Origin of the sequence: Kribbella sp. NPDC050459, assembly GCF_040655315.1 — a bacterium.
Classification (GTDB): Bacteria; Actinomycetota; Actinomycetes; order Propionibacteriales; family Kribbellaceae; genus Kribbella.
In genome coordinates this window covers 293,518-317,145 of the sequence record NZ_JBFAJQ010000002.1, presented here as the reverse complement: position 1 = coordinate 317,145, position 23,628 = coordinate 293,518, and the positions used below count along the sequence as shown (strand labels likewise).

At 69.4% G+C, this 23,628-nt stretch carries 27 protein-coding genes; 12 read left to right on the top strand and 15 right to left on the bottom strand.

Annotation, left to right across the window (positions count from 1 at the left end):
- The first annotated feature begins 33 nt into the window (after window positions 1-33).
- Entirely contained in the window at window positions 34-795 is a 762-nt protein-coding gene (locus tag AB0I12_RS07370; RefSeq protein ID WP_359925911.1) for a FadR/GntR family transcriptional regulator, read from the top strand.
- Here the strand turns inward: AB0I12_RS07370 and AB0I12_RS07365 are convergent.
- The 6 genes from AB0I12_RS07365 to AB0I12_RS07340 are packed head-to-tail and all read right to left on the bottom strand — an operon-like array spanning window position 701 to window position 8,218.
- Window positions 701-2,500, bottom strand: a complete 1,800-nt coding sequence (locus AB0I12_RS07365) for a xylan 1,4-beta-xylosidase (RefSeq protein ID WP_359925908.1) — start codon at window positions 2,498-2,500, stop codon at window positions 701-703. The genes AB0I12_RS07370 and AB0I12_RS07365 overlap by 95 nt on opposite strands.
- Window positions 2,501-4,078 carry a glucoamylase family protein gene (locus AB0I12_RS07360; protein ID WP_359925905.1) on the bottom strand — a complete coding sequence of 526 codons (1,578 nt, stop codon included), beginning with the start codon at window positions 4,076-4,078 and terminating at the stop codon, window positions 2,501-2,503.
- Between the two features lie 10 nt (window positions 4,079-4,088).
- Window positions 4,089-4,901 carry a carbohydrate ABC transporter permease gene (locus AB0I12_RS07355; protein ID WP_359925902.1) on the bottom strand — a complete coding sequence of 271 codons (813 nt, stop codon included), beginning with the start codon at window positions 4,899-4,901 and terminating at the stop codon, window positions 4,089-4,091.
- Complete coding sequence (locus AB0I12_RS07350; protein ID WP_359925899.1) at window positions 4,901-5,848, bottom strand: sugar ABC transporter permease; 948 nt, start codon at window positions 5,846-5,848, stop codon at window positions 4,901-4,903. Before AB0I12_RS07350 ends, AB0I12_RS07355 begins: the two co-directional genes overlap by 1 nt.
- Entirely contained in the window at window positions 5,848-7,143 is a 1,296-nt protein-coding gene (locus tag AB0I12_RS07345; RefSeq protein WP_359925897.1) for a sugar ABC transporter substrate-binding protein, read from the bottom strand. The genes AB0I12_RS07350 and AB0I12_RS07345 overlap by 1 nt, the downstream gene beginning before the upstream one ends.
- Before the next feature lie 10 nt (window positions 7,144-7,153).
- Entirely contained in the window at window positions 7,154-8,218 is a 1,065-nt protein-coding gene (locus AB0I12_RS07340; RefSeq protein ID WP_359925895.1) for a LacI family DNA-binding transcriptional regulator, read from the bottom strand.
- A 107-nt stretch (window positions 8,219-8,325) separates the two neighbouring features.
- On the opposite strand from AB0I12_RS07340, the gene AB0I12_RS07335 reads away from it, so the two are divergent.
- On the top strand, window positions 8,326-8,901 hold the full coding sequence (locus AB0I12_RS07335; protein WP_359925892.1) for a histidine phosphatase family protein: 576 nt from the start codon (window positions 8,326-8,328) through the stop codon (window positions 8,899-8,901).
- A 25-nt stretch (window positions 8,902-8,926) separates the two neighbouring features.
- Here the strand turns inward: AB0I12_RS07335 and AB0I12_RS07330 are convergent, their stop codons facing one another.
- On the bottom strand, window positions 8,927-9,907 hold the full coding sequence (locus AB0I12_RS07330; protein ID WP_359925889.1) for a hypothetical protein: 981 nt from the start codon (window positions 9,905-9,907) through the stop codon (window positions 8,927-8,929).
- Window positions 9,908-9,985: 78 nt separating this feature from the next.
- Window positions 9,986-10,579 carry a TetR/AcrR family transcriptional regulator gene (locus AB0I12_RS07325; RefSeq protein WP_359925887.1) on the bottom strand — a complete coding sequence of 198 codons (594 nt, stop codon included), beginning with the start codon at window positions 10,577-10,579 and terminating at the stop codon, window positions 9,986-9,988.
- A gap of 90 nt (window positions 10,580-10,669) precedes the next feature.
- On the opposite strand from AB0I12_RS07325, the gene AB0I12_RS07320 reads away from it, so the two are divergent.
- A complete protein-coding gene (locus tag AB0I12_RS07320; protein WP_359925884.1) occupies window positions 10,670-11,086 on the top strand; it encodes a DUF4267 domain-containing protein in 417 nt (138 codons plus the stop codon).
- On the opposite strand, the gene AB0I12_RS07315 is transcribed toward AB0I12_RS07320, so the two are convergent.
- Both AB0I12_RS07315 and AB0I12_RS07310 read right to left on the bottom strand, forming a co-directional pair.
- Window positions 11,068-11,811, bottom strand: a complete 744-nt coding sequence (locus AB0I12_RS07315) for a GNAT family N-acetyltransferase (RefSeq protein WP_359925881.1) — start codon at window positions 11,809-11,811, stop codon at window positions 11,068-11,070. The two genes, AB0I12_RS07320 and AB0I12_RS07315, sit on opposite strands and share 19 nt — an antisense overlap.
- A gap of 85 nt (window positions 11,812-11,896) precedes the next feature.
- Complete coding sequence (locus AB0I12_RS07310; protein WP_359925879.1) at window positions 11,897-12,295, bottom strand: NUDIX domain-containing protein; 399 nt, start codon at window positions 12,293-12,295, stop codon at window positions 11,897-11,899.
- 104 nt (window positions 12,296-12,399) lie between these two features.
- Between AB0I12_RS07310 and AB0I12_RS07305 the strand changes: the two genes are divergently transcribed.
- From AB0I12_RS07305 to AB0I12_RS07275, 7 genes are all read left to right on the top strand, one after another.
- Window positions 12,400-13,281, top strand: coding sequence for a PHP domain-containing protein (locus AB0I12_RS07305; RefSeq protein WP_359925876.1), 882 nt, complete (start codon window positions 12,400-12,402; stop codon window positions 13,279-13,281).
- 14 nt (window positions 13,282-13,295) lie between these two features.
- A complete protein-coding gene (locus tag AB0I12_RS07300; protein ID WP_359925873.1) occupies window positions 13,296-13,895 on the top strand; it encodes a MarC family protein in 600 nt (199 codons plus the stop codon).
- A gap of 22 nt (window positions 13,896-13,917) precedes the next feature.
- Window positions 13,918-14,787 carry a PD-(D/E)XK nuclease family protein gene (locus AB0I12_RS07295; RefSeq protein WP_359925870.1) on the top strand — a complete coding sequence of 290 codons (870 nt, stop codon included), beginning with the start codon at window positions 13,918-13,920 and terminating at the stop codon, window positions 14,785-14,787.
- A gap of 90 nt (window positions 14,788-14,877) precedes the next feature.
- Window positions 14,878-15,717, top strand: a complete 840-nt coding sequence (locus AB0I12_RS07290) for an alpha/beta hydrolase (RefSeq protein WP_359925867.1) — start codon at window positions 14,878-14,880, stop codon at window positions 15,715-15,717.
- A 245-nt stretch (window positions 15,718-15,962) separates the two neighbouring features.
- Window positions 15,963-16,760 (top strand): ABC-2 family transporter protein, encoded by a 798-nt coding sequence (locus AB0I12_RS07285; protein ID WP_359925865.1) that lies wholly within the window; start codon window positions 15,963-15,965, stop codon window positions 16,758-16,760.
- Window positions 16,753-17,568, top strand: a complete 816-nt coding sequence (locus AB0I12_RS07280; RefSeq protein WP_359925862.1) for an ABC-2 family transporter protein — start codon at window positions 16,753-16,755, stop codon at window positions 17,566-17,568. The genes AB0I12_RS07285 and AB0I12_RS07280 overlap by 8 nt, the downstream gene beginning before the upstream one ends.
- Before the next feature lies 1 nt (window position 17,569).
- On the top strand, window positions 17,570-18,532 hold the full coding sequence (locus tag AB0I12_RS07275; RefSeq protein WP_359925860.1) for an ATP-binding cassette domain-containing protein: 963 nt from the start codon (window positions 17,570-17,572) through the stop codon (window positions 18,530-18,532).
- Here the strand turns inward: AB0I12_RS07275 and AB0I12_RS07270 are convergent.
- The 4 genes from AB0I12_RS07270 to AB0I12_RS07255 form a co-directional block, all read right to left on the bottom strand.
- Window positions 18,522-19,379, bottom strand: coding sequence for a hypothetical protein (locus AB0I12_RS07270; RefSeq protein ID WP_359925858.1), 858 nt, complete (start codon window positions 19,377-19,379; stop codon window positions 18,522-18,524). The genes AB0I12_RS07275 and AB0I12_RS07270 overlap by 11 nt on opposite strands.
- Window positions 19,380-19,538: 159 nt before the next feature.
- Window positions 19,539-19,853 carry a hypothetical protein gene (locus AB0I12_RS07265; protein ID WP_359925856.1) on the bottom strand — a complete coding sequence of 105 codons (315 nt, stop codon included), beginning with the start codon at window positions 19,851-19,853 and terminating at the stop codon, window positions 19,539-19,541.
- Between the two features lie 9 nt (window positions 19,854-19,862).
- Window positions 19,863-20,174 carry a hypothetical protein gene (locus AB0I12_RS07260; protein WP_359925853.1) on the bottom strand — a complete coding sequence of 104 codons (312 nt, stop codon included), beginning with the start codon at window positions 20,172-20,174 and terminating at the stop codon, window positions 19,863-19,865.
- Entirely contained in the window at window positions 20,171-20,989 is an 819-nt protein-coding gene (locus AB0I12_RS07255) for a hypothetical protein (protein WP_359925851.1), read from the bottom strand. Before AB0I12_RS07255 ends, AB0I12_RS07260 begins: the two co-directional genes overlap by 4 nt.
- 191 nt (window positions 20,990-21,180) lie before the next feature.
- On the opposite strand from AB0I12_RS07255, the gene AB0I12_RS07250 reads away from it, so the two are divergent.
- Window positions 21,181-21,708, top strand: a complete 528-nt coding sequence (locus AB0I12_RS07250; protein ID WP_359925848.1) for an RNA polymerase sigma factor — start codon at window positions 21,181-21,183, stop codon at window positions 21,706-21,708.
- Entirely contained in the window at window positions 21,705-22,748 is a 1,044-nt protein-coding gene (locus tag AB0I12_RS07245) for a hypothetical protein (RefSeq protein WP_359925845.1), read from the top strand. Before AB0I12_RS07250 ends, AB0I12_RS07245 begins: the two co-directional genes overlap by 4 nt.
- On the opposite strand, the gene AB0I12_RS07240 is transcribed toward AB0I12_RS07245, so the two are convergent.
- Complete coding sequence (locus AB0I12_RS07240; RefSeq protein ID WP_359925842.1) at window positions 22,741-23,622, bottom strand: alpha/beta hydrolase; 882 nt, start codon at window positions 23,620-23,622, stop codon at window positions 22,741-22,743. The genes AB0I12_RS07245 and AB0I12_RS07240 overlap by 8 nt on opposite strands.
- Window positions 23,623-23,628 lie beyond the last annotated feature (6 nt).

Here is a 23,628-nt window from a genome sequence, read left to right as displayed (position 1 = left end):
ATCGGAGGTTTCAGGGTGAAGGGAGGGGTGCGCATGGCGGTGACCGACGCGGCGATCGACCGGATCAAGCAGATGATCGTGGCCGGTGAGCTGCAACCCGGCGACCGGCTGCCGCGCGAGGCCGACCTGGCCTCCCGGCTCGGGCTGTCCCGCAACTCGCTGCGCGAGGCGGTCAAGGCACTGGCTCTGATCCGGGTGCTCGAGGTCCGGCAGGGCGACGGCACCTACGTGACCAGCCTCGACCCGCCGCTGCTGATGGAGACGCTCGGCTTCGTCCTGGACCTGCACCAGGACGCCTCGGTGCTGGAGTTCTTCGAGGTACGGCGGATCCTGGAGCCGGCCGCCGCGGCGCGGGCCGCGCTCCGGATGCCCGACGACGAGATCGCCGGGATGCGCGCACTGCTGGACGACCTCGGCGACAACCCGTCGGCCGACGACCAGCTCGCCTGTGACGTCGAGTTCCACCGGCTGCTCGCGATCGGCAGCGGGAACCGGACGCTGGCCTCGATCATCGAGAGCCTGCGGCAGCCGACCTACCGGGCCCGGATCTGGCGCGGCCTCACCCAGACCGGCGCGGTGAACCGCTCGGTCGCCGAGCACCGCTCGATCCTGGACGCGATCGCCGCCCGCGAGCCCGAGGTCGCCCAGGCCTGGGCGACCGTGCACATCGCGGGCGTCGAACGCTGGCTCAACGAGGCGGTCAAACTCGAGGTGGACGGAGCTCCAGCAGCACAGCGGCCGGCATCGGCAGCGTCACCTCGAGCGCTGAACCATTCCACTCGAGTGGGGTACTGACCAGCTGTGTGCGGTCGGCCAACTCGGCCAGTTCGTCGTCGGTCGGCCAGTCCGGCAGGCCCACGGCGGCTGCCGCCAGGTCTGCTGTCCCGATCGCGAGAGTCGTCGCGGTTGCTTCCCAGGACGAGTCCACACCCGGCAGTTGGACGCGGATGTTCCGCGTCAGCTCGGCTGCGCCGTCCGCCTTCGACTGATCCAGGGTGAGGCTCCACAGCAGTACGGCGATCCGGTCGCGGTCTCTCGAGGCCCACGCTTCCACCAGGCTGCCGGCGCCGTCACCGTCGTACGTGACGGGCAGTTCGACCGGGCCGAGGCGACTGAGCATCGTCATCGCGTGGTAGCGCGGTTTCGCCAGCCCGCCGACGGTCTGCAGGCCGAAACCGCCGTGCAGGAACCGGGGCGGCCGGCCGAGTTCCTCGAAGTGATCGGACGCGACCCAGTACGAGAGCGCGTCGATCCGGCCGGCCGCGGACCGCATACCGCGGAGCAGGAACACCCCGGAGAACACCGAGTCGTTGATCGGGTTGAAGTGCCTCGGCGTGACACCCCACTCGGTCCACAGGATCCGCGCATCGCCGTACCCGTGCCGCTCCAGCGACGCCCGCACGTCGAGCGGCGGGGACCCGTAGGTGTGCGTGGACACGAAGTCGACCGGCGTGCCGTACCGCTTGGTGTGGTCGAGCAGGTCGTCGACCCATCCGGCCGCGGCGGACGACGGCCCGCCGACCGCGAGGCGCGGGTCGACCGACTTCACGGCCGCCGCGGACACGTCGTACAGCTGGAGCCACTCGGCCTTGGTGCCGGACCAGAAGACCTCCAGGTTCGCCTCGTTCCACACCTCGAAGTCCCAGGTCAGCACCTCGTCGAGGCCGTACCGGTCGACCAGGTGCTGCACGAGCGCGCGGACCAGGTCGTGCCAGCGCTGGTACGACGCGGGCGGCGAGATGATCGCCGCGTACTCGAAGACCGTCTTGGCGGGATCGCTCGCCAGCTCCCGGGGCATGAACCCGAGCTCGACCACCGGCCGCAGCCCGATCGCGAGCAGCTTGTCGTAGATCGCGTCCACCACGGAGAAGTCGTACGACGGGCCGTCGACGACGTGGGTGTCGTCGTGGAAGATCGCGTGCGCGCGCACCGTCCGGACCCCGAGCTCGTCGTGCATCCGGCGCAGCGCGTCCTCGAGCTCGCGGCCGATCTCGTGCCCGCCGGTGAGGTCCTTGCAGAGCAGCTGGCTGAGCCGCTCGCTGCCGACCATCGGCTCCCACGGCCGCTCCAGCTCGATGCCCTCGGCAACCACATCGACAGTTACCGTGACGTTCGGAGCTACGGTGCCGGCGACCAGCGGCACGGCGCCGACGGTGGAGCTCGGCCGTCCGTGGGCCGTCACCTCGGGCACGCTCGCCACGGCGTAGCGGTACGGCGTGCCCGGGGTGCACGTGGTGTCGACGTACGGCGGCGACGGAACCGATAGCACATCGCCGCTGTGGTGATCGACCGGCTCCAGCGGGCCGTGCGCGCCGGCGCCGCGGAGGATCAGGTAGCCGGCCGCGCCGTCCACCGGCGACCAGTCGATCGTCACCTGGCCGACGCCGCCGGCCGCTGTGACCTCCTTCGGCGGATCGAGGTCGGGGAAGGTGAACTCACGCTCCTCGTCGCTGCGCAGCGCGATCCGCTCGTCCCAGTCGGCCTTGGCGTTCTCCTGCATTCAGGCGACTCCGGATCCGAACTGTTCCATCCCGATCAACGGCCGGATCCGCTGCTCGACCGTCCGGCTCGCGAAGCTCCGCCGGATCAGGTCGTTGCCGAACACGTTGCCGATGGCACCCATCACCATGGCCTGGTCGAGCGACAGGTAGCGCCGCGCGATCAGTCCCGACTTCACCGCGACCGAGTCGTAGAACCCGCCCCCGCCGTACGCGTGCAGGGTGTTCTCGATCTTGCTCAGGTTGTCGATCGCCTGCCGCGGCGCGTACGCCATCGCGAGGAACGCCGCGTGCGGCGTGACCACACCGTCGCCGTACGCCGGCTTCGGATTGGTGCCTTCGCGGCAGCCGTCGAACCCGCCGTCGTAGTTGGTGCCCTCGAGGTCGGACGGGTAGCCGGACGGGTCCATCCCGATCGCCTCGACACCGTAGACGGAGTACCCGCCCTTCGGGTTCGACGCGGGGGAGAAGCCCCAATAGCCGTAGCGAGCGTCGTCCAGGCCGTGCTCGATGTGCGCGCGGACGGTCAGCGGGTGGTTGAGGCCCCAGCTGCGCGGCGCCCACGTCGCCTCGGGCACGAACAGGTCGGGCATCAGCGACTCGAACATGTCGCCGCCCCAGGACGGGACCAGCCGCATCCCGCGGTACTCGTAGGTCCCTTCGAAGACGTCGAGACCGAGGTACGTCCGGTGCACGCCCTTCGGCTTCTGCTCCACCCAGGACCAGTCACAGCTGTCCGGGAAGGTGCGGTACGTCGCGAAGTACTGCGTGTGCGGGACCTGGTTGAGGGCGAACCCGACGTATCCGGCGATCCGCGCCTCGGTGTTGCAGGTGTCGTAGTGGAACTTGCGGTAGTACACGTCCGGGCCGACGCCGGCGTGGTTGCCCTGGTCGGTCTCCTCGTCCGGCGGCGGGGTCTCGAAGAAGCCGCCGCGCATCAGACCGCCCGGGCGGGCCGCGGGGTTGTAGTAGAACGCGAAGTTCATCTTGTTCAGCAGGGAATCCGCGAGCGCCTGGGCACGCGGCTCGGCGTTGCGGACCACCATCAGCGCGCAGGCGAACCAGGCGTTGTCGACGCTCGACACGAACGGCGTGATCGGCCTGGTGCCGTCCGGGTCGGTGTGCAGCACCTCGCCGGTCGCCTCGTCGTACCAGTTGAAGAACATGCCGCTCGGCTCGTGGTGGACGACGTTCTTCATCGTCGTCAGCGTCTGCGTGATGCGGCGCAGCGACTCCTGCGGCGAGATGATGCCGAAGTGCTTGGCGACGACCGTGCTCCACAGGTAGCCGCCGATGTTGGTGGGGGAGGTGTACTTGCTGCGCACCGGGTTCGTCACGGACTCACCGATGTTGTCGGCCGGCAGCCCGGTGCGCTCGTCCGTCATGGCGACCAGGCTGCGCCAGGTGTCGCGGGCCCACCGTCCGGCCAGAGCGCGATCGCCCGGGCTCGGTACCCACCCGCCTTTCAGCAGTTGGGCGGGTGCGGGCGTCCCGCCGTACGCGGATGATCCGGCGGCTCCGGCGACGGCGAGCGCTCCGGTGGAGGCGAGCAAGGTGCGGCGACTGATGAAGGCGGTCATCTGAAGTCTCCTATTTCAGTCCGGTGATGGCGATGCCCTTGGTCACGTGCCGCTGGAACGCCAGGAAGATGACGAGCACGGGGACGACGACCACGACCGCGCCGGCCATCAGCAGGCCGAAGTTCTGCGCGTTCTGCCCGGTCGAGTACAGGGCGAGGGCGACGGGAAGCGTGTACTTGTCCTCGGTCTGGGCGACCACCAGCGGCCAGAGGAAGTTGTTCCAGGATCCGAGGAAGGTGAGGATGCCGAGCGTCGCCAGCGCGGGCCGGGTCAGCGGCAGCATGATCCGGGCGAAGATGCCCAGCTCGCCGGTGCCGTCGACCCGGCCGGCGTCGATCAGGTCGTCGGGCAGCCCCTGGAAGAACTGCCGCATCAGGAACACGCCGAACGGCGAGACCAGGAACGGCAGGATCAGGCCGGGGTAGGAGTTCGCGAGCCCGGCGTTGGTGACGAGGACGAACAGCGGGACGAACGTGACCATGCCGGGGATCATCAGCGTGGCCATCACCACCACGAACAGCGCGTTGCGGCCCTTGAACCGCAGCTTGGCCAGCGCGTAGCCGATCATCGAGCAGAAGGTCAGGTTGCCGGCCGTGACGGCCAGCGCGACCACCGTGGAGTTCAGGAAGTAGCGCGGGAAGTTCGCCTTGCTGAACAGGTCCGCGTAGTTCTGGTTCGTCGGCCGGTCCGGCCACCAGGTCGGCGGCACCCGGAGCAGCTCGCCCTGGGTCTTGAAGCTGCCGAGCACCATCCACAGGAACGGCGCCGCGACCGCGACCAGCCCCAGGACCCCGATCAGGTAGATCCACCAGGTACGGCGCATCACTTCTCCCTCAGCAGCCGGAACTGGATGAACGTGACGACCGCGATGACGACGAACAGGATGTACGCCATCGCCGTCGCCAGCCCGTAGTTCCCGAACCCGAACTGGTTGTAGGTGTACATCGACACCGACAGCGTGCTGTTCAACGGCCCGCCGTCGGTCATCACCAGCGGCTCCTCGAAGAACTGCAGGTAGCCGATGACGGTGGTGACCGTGGTGAACAGCACCGTCGGTCGTAGCAGCGGCAGGATCAGGTACCGGAAGCGCTGCCACGACCCGGCGCCGTCCAGCTGGCCGGCCTCCTCGACCGTCTGCGGTATGCCCTGCAGACCGGCCAGGAAGATCAGCATCGCGGTCCCGAAGTTGCGCCAGACCGCCATCGCGATCAGCGACGGCATCGCCCAGGTCTTCGAGGCCAACCAGTTGGGTCCGTCGATCCCGAACCAGCCGAGCACGCTGTTGACCAGCCCGGAGTCGGGGGCCAGGACGAACCGCCAGATCACCGCGATCGCCACGATCGAGGTCACCACCGGCAGGTAGTACCCGACCCGGAAGACGCTGCGGAACCGCTGCACGCCGCGATCCAGCAGCACCGCCGCCGCCAGCGCGACGACCAGCGTCAGCGGTACGCCGACGACCACGAAGTACGCGGTGTTGAACGCCGCCTTGCGGAACGTCTCGTCCGACAGAGCCTTGGCGTAGTTGCCGAACCCGACGCCGTCCACCGCGAACGGTGTCCGCAGGTCCCGCTGCCTGATGTCGGTGAACGACATCCCCAACGACCCGAGCACCGGGCCAGCGGTGAACGCCAGGAACAACAGCACGAAGGGCAGGACGAGAACCCACGCGGCCACGGTCTGCCGGTCCCAGGCCCCGCGCCGCCGCCGGCCCAAGACTCCGGCAGGCGCGGCGGCGGCAACCCCGCCCGTGGTCTCCCGGGAGCTCATCAGCTGCCGCCGGTACCGATCTGGGAGGCCTTGGCCTGGATGGCCTTGGCGGTGTCGGCAGGAGACTGACCGGCCTTGACCATCTTCTCCACCTCGGCGTCGAACGCGGTCGCGACCTGCTCCCAGTTCGGGACGCTCGGCGGTGCCTTCGCGGTCTCCAGCTGCTTCCCGAAGACCGGGAGCAGCGGGTCACCGGCAATGCTCGGGTCCTGCCAGGCGCTCTTCACCGCGGGCAGGTCGGACGACATCTTGTACCACGCCGCCTGCGTCTTCGGGTCGGACAGGAACTTGACCAGCTTCCAGGCACTGTCCTTGTTCTTCGACGACTTGAACACCACGAAGTCCGACCCGCCGACGAACGACGTCGACGTCTTGTTGGCAGGCAGTTCGAACACCCCGATGTTCGGCTTCATCGCGGCGCCGCCGAGCTTGGCGACCGACCCGGCCATCCACGGTCCGGAGATGAAGATCGGCGCCTTGCCGGTGACGAAGTACGCCTCGGTGTTGTCCGGCGGGATGTCGGTGCCGGCGAGCTTGCCGGTGAAGAAGCTCTGGTAGTACGTCAGAGCTTCCTGCAGCTGCGGCGTGTCGAAGGTGAACTCCTTCTGGTCGTCGCCAGTGATGCTCGCACCCGCGGACCATGCGAACGGCATCACCGTCTGCCAGGAGCCGGTCCCGCCGGGCGTCAGGTTGATCCCGTACTTCGCGCCGGCCTTGTCCTGCATCGCCTTGGCCATCGCCTTCAGCCCGTCCCAGTCCGTCGGGGGCGTGCTGAACCCGGCCTTCGCGGCGAGATCCTTGCGGTAGTAGACCGAACGCGTCTCGACGTACCACGGCACGCCGTACTGCGTCCCGCCGACCTTCGTGGTGTCGAGCGCGCCGGGGAAGAAGACGGAGCTGTCGATGCCCTGCGGTGTCGGGTCGAGCGCGCCGAGGTCGGCGAACTCACCCATCCAGGTGGTGCCGACCATGGCGGCGTCGGGCAGCGTGTTCGCGGTGATCGCGGTGGTGAACTTGTTGTGCGCGGCGTCCCACGGGATCGGGGTGACGGTCACGTTGACGCCGGGGTTGGCCTGCTTGAACTGCTCCATCAGCTTCGGCAGGTTCTCGCCCTCGGTGCCCATCGCCCAGACGGTCAGATTCCCGGTGGCGGGCCCGTCGCTGATCGTGGCAGCCGGTTGGGATCCGCCGCTCGGCGTGTCCTCCGACCGCCCACAACCGGCCAGCGCGAGCGCTGTGGCGGTGAGCGCAGCGCTGCCGATCACCAGCCGGCGGCGGATGCTGTGGGTGAACATGTGTGTCTCCTCACTGGATTACTTCTGCAGCCGTCTCATTCGTCGCCCACCCCACCGCCCCGGTCAGGCGCTTGGTGCCGCAGCTGTCCCGCAGCACCAGTTGTGTTGCCAGTACGTCGTTGCGGGCCCGGGTCCGGACGCCGGTCACCCGCTCGTGCAACCGCTCCGCGGCAACCCGGCCCAGCTCGGCCATCGGCTGCCGCACCGTGGTCAGCCCCGGCGACACGTACCGCGCCGCCATCACGTCGTCCCACCCGGTCACCACGATGTCGCCGGGCACATGCACCCCGTGCGCGGCGAATGTCACCAGCGCAGCCAGGGCAAGCTCGTCGTTGGCACACACCAGCCCGTCCGGCCGGGTGGTTGCCTGCAGCATCTTCTCGGCGACGGTCCGGCCGGCTTCCTCCGTGAGTGGAACCCGCAACGGCTTCGGTACCGGCAGCCCGCGGAGTTGGTGCGCCTTCGCGAAGCCGGCGTACCGCTCGGACACGTCGTACGAGCTGGCGGGATCACCGACGAACTGCAGCTGCTCCCGGCCGTGCTCGAGCAGCCGGGTCGTCAGTTGCTCCGCGCTGGCGGCGCTCTCGCTCCGCACCGAGTCGCAGCCGGTGACGGGTGGATGCGCGATCAGCACCACCGGTACGCCGGCCTTGCGCAGGCCCTGCACCGTCGGCAGCTCGAGAGCGTTGCCGTGGACAACTATCCCGTCGACGCGCCCGGCGAGGTCCATCACACTGCGTCGCGGGTCCGGGTTGCCGTGTGTGACGGTGATGACGACGCTCTGGCCGTGCTCGCCGGCCCAGCGCTCGTACCCCATCAGGAGGTCGCCGTAGAACGGGCCGGCCAGATCCGGCAGCACCAGCCCGTGCGCCTCGTGCCGCTGGACGGCGAGGCTCCGCGCCGCCCGCAGCGGTACGTAGTTCAGCTCCTGCGCCGCCTGGTCGACCCGCGCCCGCGCCTTGGCCGAAACCGGGCCGGTCCCTTGCAGGACACGGGAAACCGTCGCGATCGACAGCTTCGCGCGGGCCGCGACGTCATAGATCGTCGCCGGCCGGCCGGTGGGACCGGAAGGCATCGGGGTTCGCTCCTCAGGGGGGCAGTGGAAGCGCTTACAGTTTCGATACCCTGCCGTGGATCGTTCAAACGGTCAAGACCTCGGGGCCGGTTTGAGAGGATGCGGGGGTGACCTCAGACGAGCGGAAGGACCGGGTCTTCCTGGTCCGGCACGGAGAGACCGAGTGGAGCAAGTCGGGCCGGCACACGTCGGTCACCGACCTGCCGCTGACGGCTGACGGTGAGCGCGTCGCCGCGAGTCTGCGCGACCGGCTGGCGGCGGAGTCCTTCGACCTGGTGCTGACGTCACCGCGGCAGCGCGCCCGGCGTACGGCGGAGCTTGCGGGCTTCCCCGGCGCGGAGGTCGACGACGACCTGGTCGAGTGGAACTACGGGGACTACGAGGGGATCACCACCGCGGAGATCCGCGAGACCGTCCCCGGCTGGACCGTCTGGGACGATCCGGTGCCGAACGGCGAGACCCCCGCCGAGGTCGCCGCGCGCCTCGACCGCGTCAACGCCCGCCTGGCCGCGGTGCCCGGTGACGTGCTGGTCTTCGGCCACTCCCACGCCCTCCGCGGCCTCACCGCCCGCTGGCTGGAACTCGACGTCACCGAGGGCCGCCACTTCGTCCTGAACACCGCCACCGTCTCGACCCTCGGCTGGGAGCGAGGTTCACCGGCGATCCTGCACTGGAACGCCTGACGGTCTTTCCGGAACATTTCCCGCACTATCCGGCAGAAATGTTCCGGAAAGCCTCAACGGGACATGTCGGCGAACACGGCCGGGCGTCGAGGAGCGAGTTCGTCCGGCGAAGCACCTGAAGCACCTGTACGGCGGCGTCGCACGCGCGGTTCGTGACGTCGAACCACCCGTACCGCAGCGTTGCTTCGGTCCGCAGCGTGGCGCGATTGTCCCGCTCGAGGTCACGCCACCGCTGCTGCGGGACCAGATGGAGGCGTCCGTCGAGCTCTACGTTCAGACCCGATCCGGGGTAGTGCACGTCGGTGAACTCACCGTCGACGGAGCGCTGCCGCTGCCCGCGCGGCAGCCCGTGGCGACGCTCGACGTCCCGCGCATAGCGGATCTCCAGCAACGAATGCGATCCGGCGACCACGTCGGCGATGATCGGCCGGAGGCTGCGGAGGTGCCGCAGGCGTGGGCGGTCGACGAGCGAGCCCAGGATGTCCTCCGCGCCGACCCGCCCGCTCTGGCAGGCCTCGGCGATCACCGCGGCCGCGGTGTCCAGGGAGGGAGAGATGCCGACGATGTCGAGGACCGCATCGGCGGGCCTGCGTCGTGGTGGGGCGACCGCGGCGAGGCGAGCCGCCCAGTGCTCGTCGCGATGAATGACGAGACCTGTACGCGCCCGAACCCTTCTGCGCTCCGGGATGGTCACGAAGACGCGGCGCTCCGGATCAGGCTTGATCAGGCCGAGTTGCTCCGCCGCGGTGTAATGGCTCCACGCCGCCTCGGGGCCGGCGTACAAGAGCGCGGCGAGCAGGCGTTCGGCGTACCCGATCGGGCCGGTGTGTGTCTCATACACACCGGGATGAACGGTTCGCCAGCGCCTGTTGCGCAGCGGCCGGCGGATCTGCGACTCGGACCATCCGGCCGCGAGCAGTTGGGCGCGCGACACGATCTTGCCCTGCTCGTGGATCAACGCGTCGATCCCCTTCGCGTGCAATGACCGCGTCCACCACCAGTCCACCCACCCTAGGGTGACCGATTTCGCCGGCACCCGTGGTACGGCCTGTGGACAACCGAATCGGGCGTTGGTTTCCGGAGCTTATTCGCCGCCTGGTGACGAATTCTTTCCGGAGAAGCGGGTGATCAGGAGGTCCACGCGCGCCCGGGTGTGGGTGGGGCGTAACCGGGACACGTGGGCGAGCGTGGCCTGGCCGTGCAGGGCGCTCCAGAAGACCTCGGTGAGGGTCTCGGGGTCGTCGCCGGCGAAGGGCGCGACCGCGTCCTGGATCTCGCCGAAGGCGGCCTTCAGCAGTGCCGGGCTGTCGGTGCTGGCGAACGTGAGGCCGGTGGGGCGGACGAAGATCGCCTCGTAGACGGCGGGATGGTCGGAGGCGTACTCGAGGTAGGCCGTGGCCAGTGCGCGCAGTCCCGCCGTGGGGTCCGGCGTGCTCGTGCGGGCGTCGCGCAGCACGGTCATCAGTTCCTCGACGCCCTGCAGGGCGACCGCGTCGGCGATCGCGTCCATGTTCTTGAAGTGGCCGTAGAGGACCGGCTGGCTGTAGTCGACGGCCTCGGCCAGGCGGCGGGTGGTGACCGCGCCCCAGCCGACGGACTCGGCGAGCTCGCGGGCGGTGCGCAGGATCAGGTCGTGGCGTTCCGCGCGGGCCCGCTCGCGGCGTGACTGGGTCGGCATACCCGAATGCTAGCACCGCTAGACAATCTAGCGGCGACAGGTCTAGCATTGCTAGAAAGATTAGCGATGCTAGATCAGAGGAGTTCCACCATGCGCCGCTTCACCACCGTCCTGACCGTTCTGCTCGGGATCTTCCCGCTGACCTTCGGTTCACGGTTCCTGTTCGACGGGGCCGGCGCCGCGGCCGGGTTCGGCATCGACCCGTGGCCGACCGGCACGGCCGCCGGGTACTTCCCGGTGAAGGGCATCCGCGACATCGCCCTCGGGCTCGTGCTGCTCACCCTGTTCGTCGTGCTGCGGCAGCGCCGGACCACCGGCGTGATCATGGCGGTCCTCGTGATCATCCCGATCACGGACATGATCGTCGTCTTCAGCCACGGCGGCCCGGCCGCGACGGCCCTGGGCGTGCACGGCCTCACGGCCGCCGTCATGCTCGTCGACGCGCTGCTCCTGCTCCGCGAACGCGTCGTCACCACGGAGAAGGACCTTCAGCCGGTCCACTCGTAGAACTCGATGGAGCAGTGCTCGCGGAACCCGAGCGCCTCGTACACGGGCCGCCCGGCCGACGACGATCCCAGGACGGCGTACTCCGCGTCCACGTCACGCAGGGCGCCGTACGTGATCGCCGCCCCGATCCCACGCCGCCGGGCCTGCGGCACCGTCATCACGAAGTAGAGCCCGGCCACGCCCGCGCCGAGGAACACCGTCGCGGTCGCGACCGGCGTACCGTCCGACCACCCGATGTAGTGCCGCCACGGGTCGTCGTACCCGAGTTTGCGGTAGACCGACGCGACCCACCGGGCCTCCCGCTCGCCCTCGCCGAAGCCCTGTCCGAGCGTTGCTTCCCACACCGCCAGCGCCTCGTCGTCGCCGACCCGGGTCAACGACAACCCGGGAACGGCGCGGGGCTCGACCAGCTCCGGGATCCGCACCGCCATCCCCGGCTCCGCACCGGCGGGAACGAACCCCGCCGCGACCAGATCCGCGGCCGCGATCCGCATCGACGGGCCGACGTGCCAGGTCCCCGGGACGCCGTGGTTCGTCAACTCCGCCACGGATTCGGCGATCACCCCCGCGTCGGAGGCCCGCACCACCGCGTTGTGGTAATCGATGGGCGACCCGCCGATCGTCCACTCCGCCCGCTCGTCCACCCGCTGCGAACCACCGCCCGCGGCGCCCATCGCCATCAGCAATTCGGCCGCGTTCTCCTCGATCGCCCGCACCACGTCCATCTGCCCAGTCTGTACGGTCGCGCGACAAGCGCCGGTGTCTGGGGACAGGTTATTGCTTGTTCCCAGACCCCAACGGATGTCGTCACTACCCCGGCAGGGCGTTCCACTGCTCGAGCGTGGAGATCAGGAGCGTGGCGGTGGGGAGCGCGGCGATCTCGGAGCGGGTCACGAAGCGTGCGTCCGACGCGTCGTCACCCGGCGTGAGCTCGCCGCCGACGGCTGTCGCCTCGTAGTCGCGGATCACGTAGAGCTGTCCCCGCGGGCCGGGGCGCTCGACCTCGCCGACCAGGGTGCCGACCTCGACGGTCAGGCCCGTCTCCTCGGCGACCTCCCGCGCGACCGCCGCCGGATCGTCCTCGCCCGGCTCGACCCGTCCGCCCGGGATCGACCACAGGCCGCGCCCCGGCTCGTTGGCACGACGTACCACGAGCAGCCGGTGCTGCTCGTCGTACACCAGGGCACCCACACAGTCGACGCGCTCCATGCCCCCGAAGAATAGAGCGTCTGTGCACAAGTGCCAGGTCTCGTCGGTGAACGCGGATAGCATCAGCGGTGACAGCCACCCGGCGAAGGGACCCAGGACCGCTCGTGCTCATCGACCTGCACACCCACTCGAACCGTTCGGACGGCACCGATCCGGTGGACGTCCTGATGAGGCATGCGCAGCAGGCCGGGCTCGATGTGATCGCGCTCACCGACCACGACACCGCCGACGGGTGGGTGGACGGCCGCCGGGCCGCCGAGGAGCTCGGCATCGGCTTCGTCCCGGGGCTGGAGATCTCCTGCAAGCTCAACGGGATCAGCGTCCACCTGCTCGGCTACCTGCTCGACCCGGCCTACGCCCCGCTCGCGAAAGACCTGCAGGTGGTCCGCGAGGGCCGCACCGACCGGATCCCGACGATCGTGGCCCGGTTGAACAGCATCGGCGTGCCGCTCACCGTCGAGGAGGTGCTGGCCCAGGCGACAGGGACGCCGTCGGTCGGCCGCCCGCACGTCGCCGACGCCCTGGTCGCGAACGGCACGGTCGCGAACCGCAGCGAGGCGTTCGACCGCTTCCTCGCCGACGGCCGCGCCGGCCACGTGCCGCACTACGCACTCGAGCCGGGCCACGCGATCGACCTGGTCCGCCAGGCCGGCGGGGTGCCGGTCATCGCGCACCCGTGGGGCCGGTCGAGCTACAAGGTGATGACCGAGGAGAACCTGGCCGCTCTGGTCGCCGACCACGGCCTGGCCGGCATCGAGGTCGACCACCAGGACCACTCGCCGGAGTCGCGGGAGGCGCTGCGCGCCATCGCCCGCAACCTCGGCATCGTGTACACCGGCTCCAGCGACCACCACGGCGCCGGGAAGATCGACCACGACCTGGGTGTGAACTCGACCGAGCCCGAGCAGTTCGAGCGCCTGCTGGAGATCGCCAAGAGCAACGCCGCCGCCTCCGACGCGCAGGTCCCCGAGGCCTACCTTCCGTGAACAGTGTCATCAACTTGGGGTTGCTCAGTGAGGTGGTGGTCACGCTGTTCGTGATCATGGACCCGCCGGGCACCGTGCCGGTCTTCATCTCGCTCACCGCCGGCCAGTCCCGCGCGGTGCGGAAGAAGGCGGCCTGGCAGGCGGTGCTGGTCGCGTTCGGCGTGATCGTCGTGTTCGCGGCGTTCGGCCAGCAGATCCTGCACCACCTCGGCATCACGCTGCCCGCCTTGCAGTGCGCGGGCGGTCTGCTGCTCCTGCTGATCGCGCTGCAGTTGCTGACCGACACCGCCGAGGACCCGGTGCAGACGAAGAACGTGAACATCGCGTTCGTCCCGCTCGGTACACCGCTGCTCGCCGGGCCGGGCGCGATCGTCGCCACGATGGTGTTCGTGCAGCGGGCGAACGGGTCGCTGCCGGACGTGGTCGCGATCTCGGTCGGCATCATCGCGATCCACCTGGTGATGTGGCTGACGCTGCGGTTCTCCGGCGTCATCATGCGGATCCTGGGGGAGAACGGCGTCCTGCTCGTCACCCGGATCGCCGGTCTGCTGCTGAGCGCGATCGCCGTCCAGCTGGTCGCGGACGCGGTCACCGACTTCATCAAGGCCGGCTGAGATGAACGACATGCTTCCCGGGATGCCGACGCGGTTGTTCGTGGCGACGCCGACGAAGCTGCTGACGTTCGCGGACTGCAAGCGGAAGTACCGCTACACCTACCTCGAGACGCCCCGGCCGCCGAAGGGGCCGCCGTGGGCGCACAACACGGTCGGCGCGATCGTGCACGAGGTGCTCGCCGACTTCTTCGGGCGCTGGCCCGCGTCCCGCCGGACGCCGGACGAGGTCGTCGCGAAGATGCGGTCGAGCTGGCGCAGCGAAGGGTTCCGCGACGAGCAGCAGTCGCTGGACTGGCGGGACCGGTCGACCGAGATGGTGCTCGGCTACCTGCGCGACTCCGATCCGTACTACGAACCGCGCGGCGTCGAGCGGACGGTCGCCTTCACCACCGCACGGGCCTCACTGCGCGGGCGGGTCGACCGGATCGACGAGCGCCCGGCTCGCGACGGGAGCGGCGGGACCGAGCTGGCGATCGTCGACTACAAGACCGGACGCCGGCCGCTGACCCCGGTCGACGCCCGGTCGTCGCTGGCGATGGCGCTGTACGTGCTCGGTGCGCGGCGCGTGCTGCACAAGCCGTGCACGCGGGTCGAGCTCCACCACCTCCCGACGAACACGGTCGCCGCCGCCGATCACGACGACGCGTCGCTCGCCCGGCACCAGCAGCGCGCCGAGGCGATGGCCGACGACGCGGCCGCCGCCGAGGCCCGCTGGGCCGAGGGCCTGACGCCGGCGGAGGCCGACGCCGTGTTCCCGCCGGAGCCGTCGCCGCTATGCGGCTGGTGCGACTTCGCCAAGATCTGCCCGCAGGGCCGCCGCGAGTCCCCGCCCCGCGACCCGTGGGCCGGCCTGGACGAACCGTCGCCGATCCCGCTCGAGGATGTTGGCTGAGCCGTGCCAGCGGCGTGTGCGTGGGATGCCAGCGGAGCGGAGCACTCTGAGGGTGAACGCCATACCGAATGAGAAACGGGGGCTCGCCTGATGGGTGCGAAGACTGTGAACAAGCTGGCGGTGCCGGGGGCAACGCTGCACTACGAGGTCACCGGATCGGGACCGGTGCTGTTGCTGATCGCGGGCGGCGGGACCGACGCCGGCGTGTTCTCCGGGATGGTCGGCCAGCTCGCCGCCGAGTACACGGTGGTGACCTACGACCCGCGCGGCAACTCCCGCAGCCGGTCCGACGGTGACGCGACGGACGAGTCCGTCGAGCAGTCGGCCGCCGACGCGCTGGCCCTGCTCGACGCGGTCGCCGGCCACGAGCCGGCGTACGTCTTCGGCACCAGTTCGGGCGCGATCACCGGCCTCGAGCTGATCACCCGGCACCCCGACCGGGTCCGGATGCTGGTCGCGCACGAGCCGCCGTGCACCGAGGTGCTGCCGGACGCGGACGATGCGCGCGCGTTCTTCGAGGACGTGTTCGAGACGTACCGCGAGGACGGGCTGACCGCGGCCGACGTGGTGTTCATGATGGGCACCGGCATGGACGACGACGCGATGCCGCCGATGGAGGACCTGCTGCCGGAGTACCGCGAGCTCGCGGAACGGATGCAGGCGAATGCGGCCACCTTCTACGAGCACAAACTGCTGCCGTTCACCCGGTACGTGCCGGATCTGGACGCGTTGCGGCGGGTCGCCGATCGCGTGGTCCCGGCCGCCGGGCTGGAGTCGTTCGCGCACCTTCCCGGGCGGCCGATCGAGGTCGTCGCGGAACACCTCGGCTGGCCGGTGGTGATGTTCCCGGGCGGGCACGGCGGCTACGCGAGCCACCCGGCGCCGTTCGCCACCCACCTCGCCCATCTGCTGAAGACCGACACCCTGTAGGTTCCTGTTCTTCCCCCGGGCACCGGTCCGGGCGTGGGTCTGAGGGGTCCCGCGCCCGGACCGGTTATTTTGTTGACGCCTCGGCGCGCACCGGCGTACCGTCCCTCTTCTGCCCTTGACAATTCGGCGTGGTCCAACCATGCCGTCACAGTGGTGTCCGAACCCCCGGGTCCTGATGGATCCGGGGCAGTTCCGCGTGCCGCTGTGCTTCTCGGACACCGCTAGGAGTGCGAGAGGAGGTAGTAGTGGGTGTCTACTGGGCGATCGCCGTCCGGTCCTTCCGGCGGTTCTCGACGTACCGGATCGCCAGCGTGTCCGGCATCTTCACCAACACGATCTTCGGGTTCATCCTGTGCGGCGTCTATCTGACCCTGTGGCGCGAACGCCCCGGGCTCGGCGGGTACGACGTCCCTGACGCGCTCACGTTCGTGTGGTTGCAGCAGGGGTTGCTGATGCCGATCGGGATCTTCGGCGCGACCACCACGAACGAACTGGGGGAGCGGGTCCGCAGCGGCGAGATCGCCGTCGACCTGTACCGGCCGACGCAGCTGTTGCTGTGGTGGATGTCCGTCGATCTCGGGCGGGCGATGTTCCAGCTGCTGGTCCGCGGCGGCGCACCGTTGCTGGTCGGCGCGCTGGTGTTCGACCTCAAGTTCCCGACGAGCGTGAGCCTGTGGCCGGTGATCGCGCTCGGGCTGGTGCTCGGGATCCTGGTCAGTTTCTCGATCCGGTACCTGGTCGCGTTGTCCGGGTTCTGGATCACGGACTCGCGCGGGATGGAGCACCTCGCGCTGGTGCTGTCGCTGTTCTTCGCCGGGACCATCCTGCCGCTGGTCGCGTTCCCCGGCTGGATCGGTACGGTCGCGCGTGCGACGCCGTGGGCCGCGACCATGCAGGTGCCGATCGACATCTGGCTCGGCCGGAACCCCGCTGGGACCGGGGCGGCGCTGGTGTTCCAGGTGGGCTGGCTCCTGGTGCTGCTGCTGATCGGGCAGTTCGCCACCACGCTCGCAACCCGGAAGGTGGTGATCCAGGGTGGTTGAGCGTGTCCTCCGCGCGCCCGCGCAGTACTGGATGCTGATCGTGTTGTGGATCCGGTCCGCGCTGGCGTACCCGGCGTCGTTCGTGCTGATGCTGGTGAGCTCGATGCTGGTCACGGTGACGGACTTCATCGCGGTGCTGTTCATGTTCAGTCACATCAGGTCGTTCGGCGGGTTCTCGCTGCCGGAGATGGCGTTGCTCTACGCAACGGCCTCGATGGCGCTCGGGGTGGCCGATCTGGTCACCGGATCGATCGAGCGGGTCGGCGAGCGGATCCGGACCGGCTCGTTCGACGCGTACCTGATCCGGCCGGTGCCCGCGTTCCTGCAGACCGCGGCGGACGGGTTCGCGCTGCGCCGGCTCGGCCGCCCGCTGCAGGCCGCGACCGTGCTGGTGCTCGCGCTGATCCACCTCGAGGTCGACTGGACAGTTGCCCGCGGCCTCATGCTGGGCGTCTCGCTGGTCGCCGGGTCGGTGATCTTCGGGGCCCTGTTCGTGCTCGGCGGCGCGTTCCAGTTCGTCTCGGTCGACTCCGCCGAGTTGGCCAACTCGGTCACGTACGGCGGGCAGGCGCTGACGCAGTTCCCGTTGACGATCTTCGGCAAGGAGATCGTGCGGGCCGTGACGTTCGTCGTACCGCTTGCCTTCGTCAACTACTACCCGGTGCTGTTCGTGCTGGGTAAGCCGGCCCCGCTGGGCCTGCCGTCCTGGATCGGGCTGCTGTCGCCGCTGGTCGCGGTGCTGATGGTCGCGCTGGCATCGCTGGCGTGGCGGGCCGGTCTTCGTCGCTATCGCAGTACTGGGAGCTGAAGTGGCTGTCATCGAGTTGGACAACGTGTCGCGGGCGTTCACGGTCACCTCGCGGTCCGGGATGCGCCGGACCAAACGGGAGGTCCGGGCGGTGGATGGGATGACCTTCACCGTCGAGCCGGGCGAGGTGGTGGGCTACATCGGGCCGAACGGGGCTGGGAAGTCCACCACGATCAAGATGCTGACCGGGATCCTGGTGCCGTCCGGCGGATCGATCCGGGTGGCCGGCGTCGACCCGTCGCGGCACCGGCTGAAACTCGCCCGGCGCATCGGCGTCGTCTTCGGCCAGCGCACCACCCTGTGGTGGGACCTGCCGTTGAAGGATTCGTTCGCCGTCCTGCAGAAGATGTACGACGTCCCGCTCGCCCGGCACCGGGAGAACCTGGCGACGTTCGTCGAACTGCTCGACCTCGGCGACCTGCTCGACGTCCCCGTCCGCCAGCTGTCGCTCGGGCAGCGGATGCGCGGCGACATCGCGGCCGCCCTGCTGCACGACCCCGAGATCGTCTACCTGGACGAGCCGACGATCGGGCTGGATGTGATCAGCAAGGCGCGGCTGCGCGAGTTCCTGGCGCAGGTCAACGCGGAGCGCCGGACGACGATCGTCCTCACCACCCACGACCTCGACGACATCGAGGCGCTCTGCACCCGGGTGATGGTCATCGACCACGGCCGCCAGATCTTCGACGGCACCCTCGACCGCCTCAAGTCCAGCCAGTCCGCGCCCCGCACCCTGGTCGTCGACCTCGCCACCTCGCTGCCACCGATCGAGGTCACCGGAGCGACCGTGGTCAAGGTCGACGGCCCGCGCCAGCACATCACCTTCCCGACCAGCACGAGCGCGGCGCCCCTACTGGCCGAGATCGCCGCCAACTACCCGCTGATGGACCTCTCGGTCTCCGAACCCACCATCGAATCCGTCATCACCCAGCTCTACACCCGCAACCCGGTGACTAGCGGGTGAGACCGTTCGGCCTGTGGGCGGTCCTGGGCTGGGATGCCCGCTCGGTGGTCGTCGCGGCGGCTTGCTCGGTCGGCGCCGGCGCGAGTCGCAGCTGTTCGTTCATCACCCGGTGAAAACCGTCCTGGCCGCGAACCATCCCGTCCAGGTCGATGGCCTGCGGCAACACCGGCGCCGCGTCGAACACCCGGGCATGAGCCGCGACCAGGAACGTCCGCATGATCGCGTCGCTGCCCCGCTTGAACTCGGGCCCCTGCACGAGGAAGTACGCCGCGTCGGTGAAAATCCTGCGTTGCTCGGGGTCGCGCGGATCCGCCGTACCCGCGGCCCGTGCCTCCTCCAGCTCGGCCAGCGCGTCGAACGACGCACGCCGCAGGACCTCGCAGTCCGCCTGGTCTGCGGTCTCCGTGACCACCTGGTCCGGGGACCCCAGATACGGACCGCCGGTCGCCGGATCCCGCGGCGCAGCCAGGAAGACCAGCCGGTTCCCGTTCACCGTCTCGCCGCCGCGCAACGTCACGACGTTCTGCATCCTGTGGTCGCGACCCATCCGCTCCAGAGCAACCGCCTCCAACTCGGACAGCAACTTCCACGCCGGCGTCCCCGGCTCCCGATTCCCCGCCGACGGCGACAGGCGGTACCGCATGTGCCCCTCACCGATCGTGGCCCGGACGTCGTCCGCACTCGCGTGAGGCCGCGTCCACTGCCCCTGCAGAGCAACCTGGTACCGCCACTCGGCCACATGCCGATACGCCGCCTCGAACCCCGCAACCCGCTCAGCCCGTGAGCCCGCCGACGCCAGCCGCTCCTGCAACACCCCCAGAGCCGCAGCAGCCTCAGCAGCCTGCACCTCCGCAAACCCACCCAACTGATCCCAAGCAGCCGGATTGTTCACCGTCTTCACCAAGTCAGGCGTAGGAAAACTCCGCCCAGTGATCCGCACACCCATACCCCGAAACCTACAAGCCCCAGGGTCCCCCGACCGCTGCCGTCAACCCTGCAACGATCCTCACCGAAGATCCGCGACCACACTCGCAAACACCTGCTCAGGCTCCAAGGCCCGCGCATCCGCCCGCCACTCCGCGAGGTGATCCGCCATCACCTCCGGATCCAACGCCGGAAGCCCACCCTCGATCAACCGCCGTGCCCCAGCCACGCCCACCGCCTCGTACGCCAACTCCTGCTCCATGAAGAAGTCGTCCCGCACCCCGTCGCTCCGATGAAACCGCCCGGTATCCGGCACGAAGCAGTACACATCCTCACCCAACACCGCCGCGACCCAGAGTCGCCGCTCGCCCTGGCTGACCAGAAACAACCGCGTCACCTCGACCGCCTACTCGTTGAGGCCGGCTGCCATGGCCAGTACGTCGGCGGGCGCCAGCGGATTCGGGTCGGAACGCCACTTGGCGAGTGCGGTCGGGTGCTCGTCGTCGTCGAGAGTGCCGACGCCCTGCGCGATCAACCGCCTGGCCTCGGCGGGCCCGATCTCTTGGTAGGTGAAGTCGCGAACCATGTAGAAATCGTTGCGCAGGGCATTGTTGTTGTGGAACATGCCGGTGTTCGCCACGTATGCGTACATCACCTCGTGCGCCAACGCCGCGACCCACACCAGACGATCGTCTTCCTTGACCAAGTAGAGCCTCATCGCGCGATCCCATCAGTCGTCTGGCCGAGCGTGGTGGAGCGTGGCGTCCGTGACTCGCCTTGTCGTGCCCTGCTTCGATTCGCCGCAGAGGGCTGCCGGAAGTCACTGTAGTTGTTCACTGCGACCCGTGTTCCGCCCAATGTGGTCAGTCTGTCGATGCCGGACGGCGGCTTCAGCGTCTTCGATGCCTCGACGCAGTTCAGCCTCGCCTCTGCACGCTCCTGCGCGGTGGCAGCCGGGCTTCGCTCGACCTCGTACCAGGGCGTTGTCAGCTCCTTGACCTTGACGGACGCCACCGAGTGGAACTGGACCTCGATCCGCGGCCCCGCTGCGGTCGCCATACCGGCGTGAAGGCCCTTGTATCTCGACCCTTCGGTGTACGAGTGCATCGCCGATCCGACTCGCCAGCCATGGTCGTTGAGGGCGTCGACAGCGCGGCATGCGGCCGCCACGAGCTCATCGGGGCTTTCGGTCAGCACCGTGTACCGCAGCAGGTCGTTGATCGGCCGGGACTGGCCTGCGATTTCCCAGTCGACGATCTTGCGAGCAAGGGACTCCGGTGACTTCACCCGTCGGTCGAGCTGATACGGGCTGGTCCCGAGGGGCAGCGAGTCAAGAAACTGGTTGGTCACCGTCGGTTCGACCGCGGCTGCCTGCTCGAGCAGCTGCAGGCTCCGCCGCGTCGCGGGGCCGCCGTGGAGGCGACTGATCTCGGCTACGGAGAGCGGAGTGTGACTCCAGCTGAGTGGGTAGGTGGTCTCGAAGGCCCGGTGAAGGGCGGCGGGATCGAGTGGGTGGCCCGGAGGGCATGGCATCTGATCCCCCTGGTCGATGGACTGGTCCTTCGACCGTACGGACTCCGGAAGGGGCCGTGGGGTGGGTTTCAGGGATCTGTGGATAACTCGGGTGGGTTACGGAATGGCGTGAAGTGGTGACGTTGGGGTGGTGGGGTCGTTGAGATTCGGGTAGGAGCCAACCGGGTGGGCTGATCGGGGGTAGAGAAGGTATGCCGACGATGACGGGTGAGCCGGTGGTGGGCGTGCAAGAGCCGCCGGGGGACGGGCCTGGGTTTGTGGCGTGGGTGCGGCCGCATCTGGTGGCTATGGCCCGGCTGGCGGGGCGGCTTGCGGTGGGGGCGGACCGGGACGACATCGTGCAGGAGGCGCTCGCGCGGGCCTGGGCCAAGCGGGGGCAGTACGACGCCAGTCGCGGTACGCCGTCCGCCTGGCTGCTCGCGATCACGGCGGATCAGGCCCGGAAAGCGGTACGCCGGATGCGCACCGGAGCCTCGCTGACCGTGATCGAGGACGCGGGGCCGGTGGCTTCACGGCCGGATCTCGATGCGCGGATGGACGTCGACCACGCGATCATGTCGCTGTCGGAGCGGCAGCGGCTCGCGGTCGACTGCTATTACTTCGCCGACCTGTCCGTAGCCGAGACCGCGGCCGTCATGGGCTGCTCCGAAGGCACCGTGAAGTCCACGCTGTCCGACGCGCGCAACCGGCTCCGCACCCTACTGGAGGTGACCGAATGAACCAGACCGATGAAGTCGACGACCTGCTGACCCGGGCCGGCGCTCGCTGGCGGGCTGACCAGGAGGCGCCGCCGGAGCCCGATCTCGAGTACATGCTGGGCGGCGGCCGGAAGAACCGGCGCTGGGTGCCCGCGCTCGCGGCGGCCAGTGTCGCGGTCGTGGCGGCCGGCGTCCTCTCCGTACTGCCGGACCCGAAGACCCCGGCACCTCCCGCCACGTCGGCAACCGGCACCCCGCAAGCGTTTGCTCAGGGCAACGACAAGTGGCTGGTGAAGCCGGGTGACAAGGTGCGGGTGAGCGGCGAGATCATCGCCGTACCGGGCAAGGCTCCGGTCTTCTGTGCGCCGCTGGCGAAGACCGCAATCGGCTATCTGCCGGGGAAGGAGCCGGCGCCGAGCTGCCCGGCCGACTTCGCGGTCGAGCTCAACGGCCTGCAGGTCGACCGGATCCCGGGCGTGACCACGATCAAGGGCGTCCGGACCGGCCAGGCGTCCGTCACCGGTATCTGGCGCGACGGCTCGATCGACGTCCAGCAGCAGGCCGAGCCGATCCGCACAGCCGACGCCGGTTTGCCGAAGTTGCCGTGCGCGGCCCCGCCCGGCGGGTGGCCGTCGAAGCCGAGCAACATCTGGTCGACCGCGGTGAAGACGTTCCTCGCCGCGCATGCCGCCCAGGCCTACGGCCCGGTCACCTACTACCCGAACGGCACGTCCCGGAACGCCCCCGTGGTGATGATGGTCGGTGTCGCGCACGGTGATCTCGCTGCGTTCCGTACGGCGTTCGAAAAGGTGTACAGCGGCAACCTGTGCGTCGCCCCGGTCCTGATGAGCAACGCCGACAGCGACCGGGTCCGGGAGACGCTGAACGGCATCCTCAGCAAGCAGAACCTCGGCGTGTCCATGAGCGGAGGCGCCGACGGGATGACCGGCGGAGCCGCGCCGGTTCAGCTGCTCGTCTACACCGAGCAGGTGAAAGCCGCTCTGACCCCGGTCGGCCTCGACCTGCTCGACGTCCAGCCGGCGGTCCGGCCGGTCAGGTAGTGGTAGCGGTCAGGTCCGGGTAGTCGTGGAAGAAGTCCACCAGGAGGCGGGCGGTCGCGGCCGGCTGGTCGATGGCCGGTGAGTGGCCGGCGCCGGGGATGACCTCAGCCTGCACACCGAGGCGCTCGGCCATCGCCTCCTGGACCCGGATCGGCCAGCCGTCGTCGGTCTCGCCGTGCAGCACCTGCGTGCGGACGCCGGACTTGGCGAGCTGATCGGTCTTGTCCTCGGCGTCCGTCAGCCGCCGGGTGATCTCCGCCAGGCTGGTCGGTACGTTGCCGGTGAACCGCTTCCGCAGGAACGCGACGATGTCGTCGGCCGGTACGACGTACCCAGGGGCCTTGCGGTCGTGCTCGAGCTTGAAGTCGTACACCTGCTCGATCGGCAGGTTCGCCAGCCCGAACGCGAGCATCTGCAGGCTCTGCAGCGTTGCCTCGTCGGTGAACGCGGCCGGTCCCGAGCAGAGCAGGCTGAGCGTCGAGAACACCGACGGATCGGTCAGCACGGCCTCACGCGCGACCAGCCCGCCGAACGAGTGCCCGACCAGCTGGCTGTACCCGCCGAGCGCCTTGCTCATCGCCACCACGTCCGCGCCCAGCTCGGCCAGCGAGTACGCCGACGCGTCAGCCGGACCCGGGGTCTCGTACTGACCACGCTGGTCGACGGCCACCGCCCGCCACCCGTACCGGCACAGGTGGTCGACGAGCGGTGTGAAGTCCTCTTTGCTGCCGGTCCAGCCCGGCACCAGCAGGACCGTGCCGAGCGGCGTACCGATGTCGGGTACGGCGGTCAGCGTGGCGAACGAGCCACGGTCGGTCTCGAGTGTCTCGGGGCGCACCCCGTCGGGCAGCGTCAGCGTACGCGGCGTACTCACAAGTAA

What these genes read in the sequence shown, in the direction of transcription:
- AB0I12_RS07370 (WP_359925911.1), top strand. Translation starts at nt 34, where the DNA reads ATGGCGGTGACCGACGCGGCGATCGACCGGATCAAGCAGATGATCGTG.
- AB0I12_RS07365 (WP_359925908.1), bottom strand. Translation starts at nt 2,500, where the DNA reads ATGCAGGAGAACGCCAAGGCCGACTGGGACGAGCGGATCGCGCTGCGC.
- AB0I12_RS07325 (WP_359925887.1), bottom strand. Translation starts at nt 10,579, where the DNA reads ATGCCGACCCAGTCACGCCGCGAGCGGGCCCGCGCGGAACGCCACGAC.
- AB0I12_RS07260 (WP_359925853.1), bottom strand. Translation starts at nt 20,174, where the DNA reads ATGAGGCTCTACTTGGTCAAGGAAGACGATCGTCTGGTGTGGGTCGCG.
- AB0I12_RS07350 (WP_359925899.1), bottom strand. Translation starts at nt 5,848, where the DNA reads ATGAGCTCCCGGGAGACCACGGGCGGGGTTGCCGCCGCCGCGCCTGCC.
- AB0I12_RS07320 (WP_359925884.1), top strand. Translation starts at nt 10,670, where the DNA reads ATGCGCCGCTTCACCACCGTCCTGACCGTTCTGCTCGGGATCTTCCCG.
- AB0I12_RS07360 (WP_359925905.1), bottom strand. Translation starts at nt 4,078, where the DNA reads ATGACCGCCTTCATCAGTCGCCGCACCTTGCTCGCCTCCACCGGAGCG.
- AB0I12_RS07255 (WP_359925851.1), bottom strand. Translation starts at nt 20,989, where the DNA reads ATGCCATGCCCTCCGGGCCACCCACTCGATCCCGCCGCCCTTCACCGG.
- AB0I12_RS07290 (WP_359925867.1), top strand. Translation starts at nt 14,878, where the DNA reads ATGGGTGCGAAGACTGTGAACAAGCTGGCGGTGCCGGGGGCAACGCTG.
- AB0I12_RS07295 (WP_359925870.1), top strand. Translation starts at nt 13,918, where the DNA reads ATGCCGACGCGGTTGTTCGTGGCGACGCCGACGAAGCTGCTGACGTTC.
- AB0I12_RS07245 (WP_359925845.1), top strand. Translation starts at nt 21,705, where the DNA reads ATGAACCAGACCGATGAAGTCGACGACCTGCTGACCCGGGCCGGCGCT.
- AB0I12_RS07340 (WP_359925895.1), bottom strand. Translation starts at nt 8,218, where the DNA reads ATGCCTTCCGGTCCCACCGGCCGGCCGGCGACGATCTATGACGTCGCG.
- AB0I12_RS07250 (WP_359925848.1), top strand. Translation starts at nt 21,181, where the DNA reads ATGCCGACGATGACGGGTGAGCCGGTGGTGGGCGTGCAAGAGCCGCCG.
- AB0I12_RS07355 (WP_359925902.1), bottom strand. Translation starts at nt 4,901, where the DNA reads ATGCGCCGTACCTGGTGGATCTACCTGATCGGGGTCCTGGGGCTGGTC.
- AB0I12_RS07315 (WP_359925881.1), bottom strand. Translation starts at nt 11,811, where the DNA reads ATGGACGTGGTGCGGGCGATCGAGGAGAACGCGGCCGAATTGCTGATG.
- AB0I12_RS07345 (WP_359925897.1), bottom strand. Translation starts at nt 7,143, where the DNA reads ATGTTCACCCACAGCATCCGCCGCCGGCTGGTGATCGGCAGCGCTGCG.
- AB0I12_RS07310 (WP_359925879.1), bottom strand. Translation starts at nt 12,295, where the DNA reads ATGGAGCGCGTCGACTGTGTGGGTGCCCTGGTGTACGACGAGCAGCAC.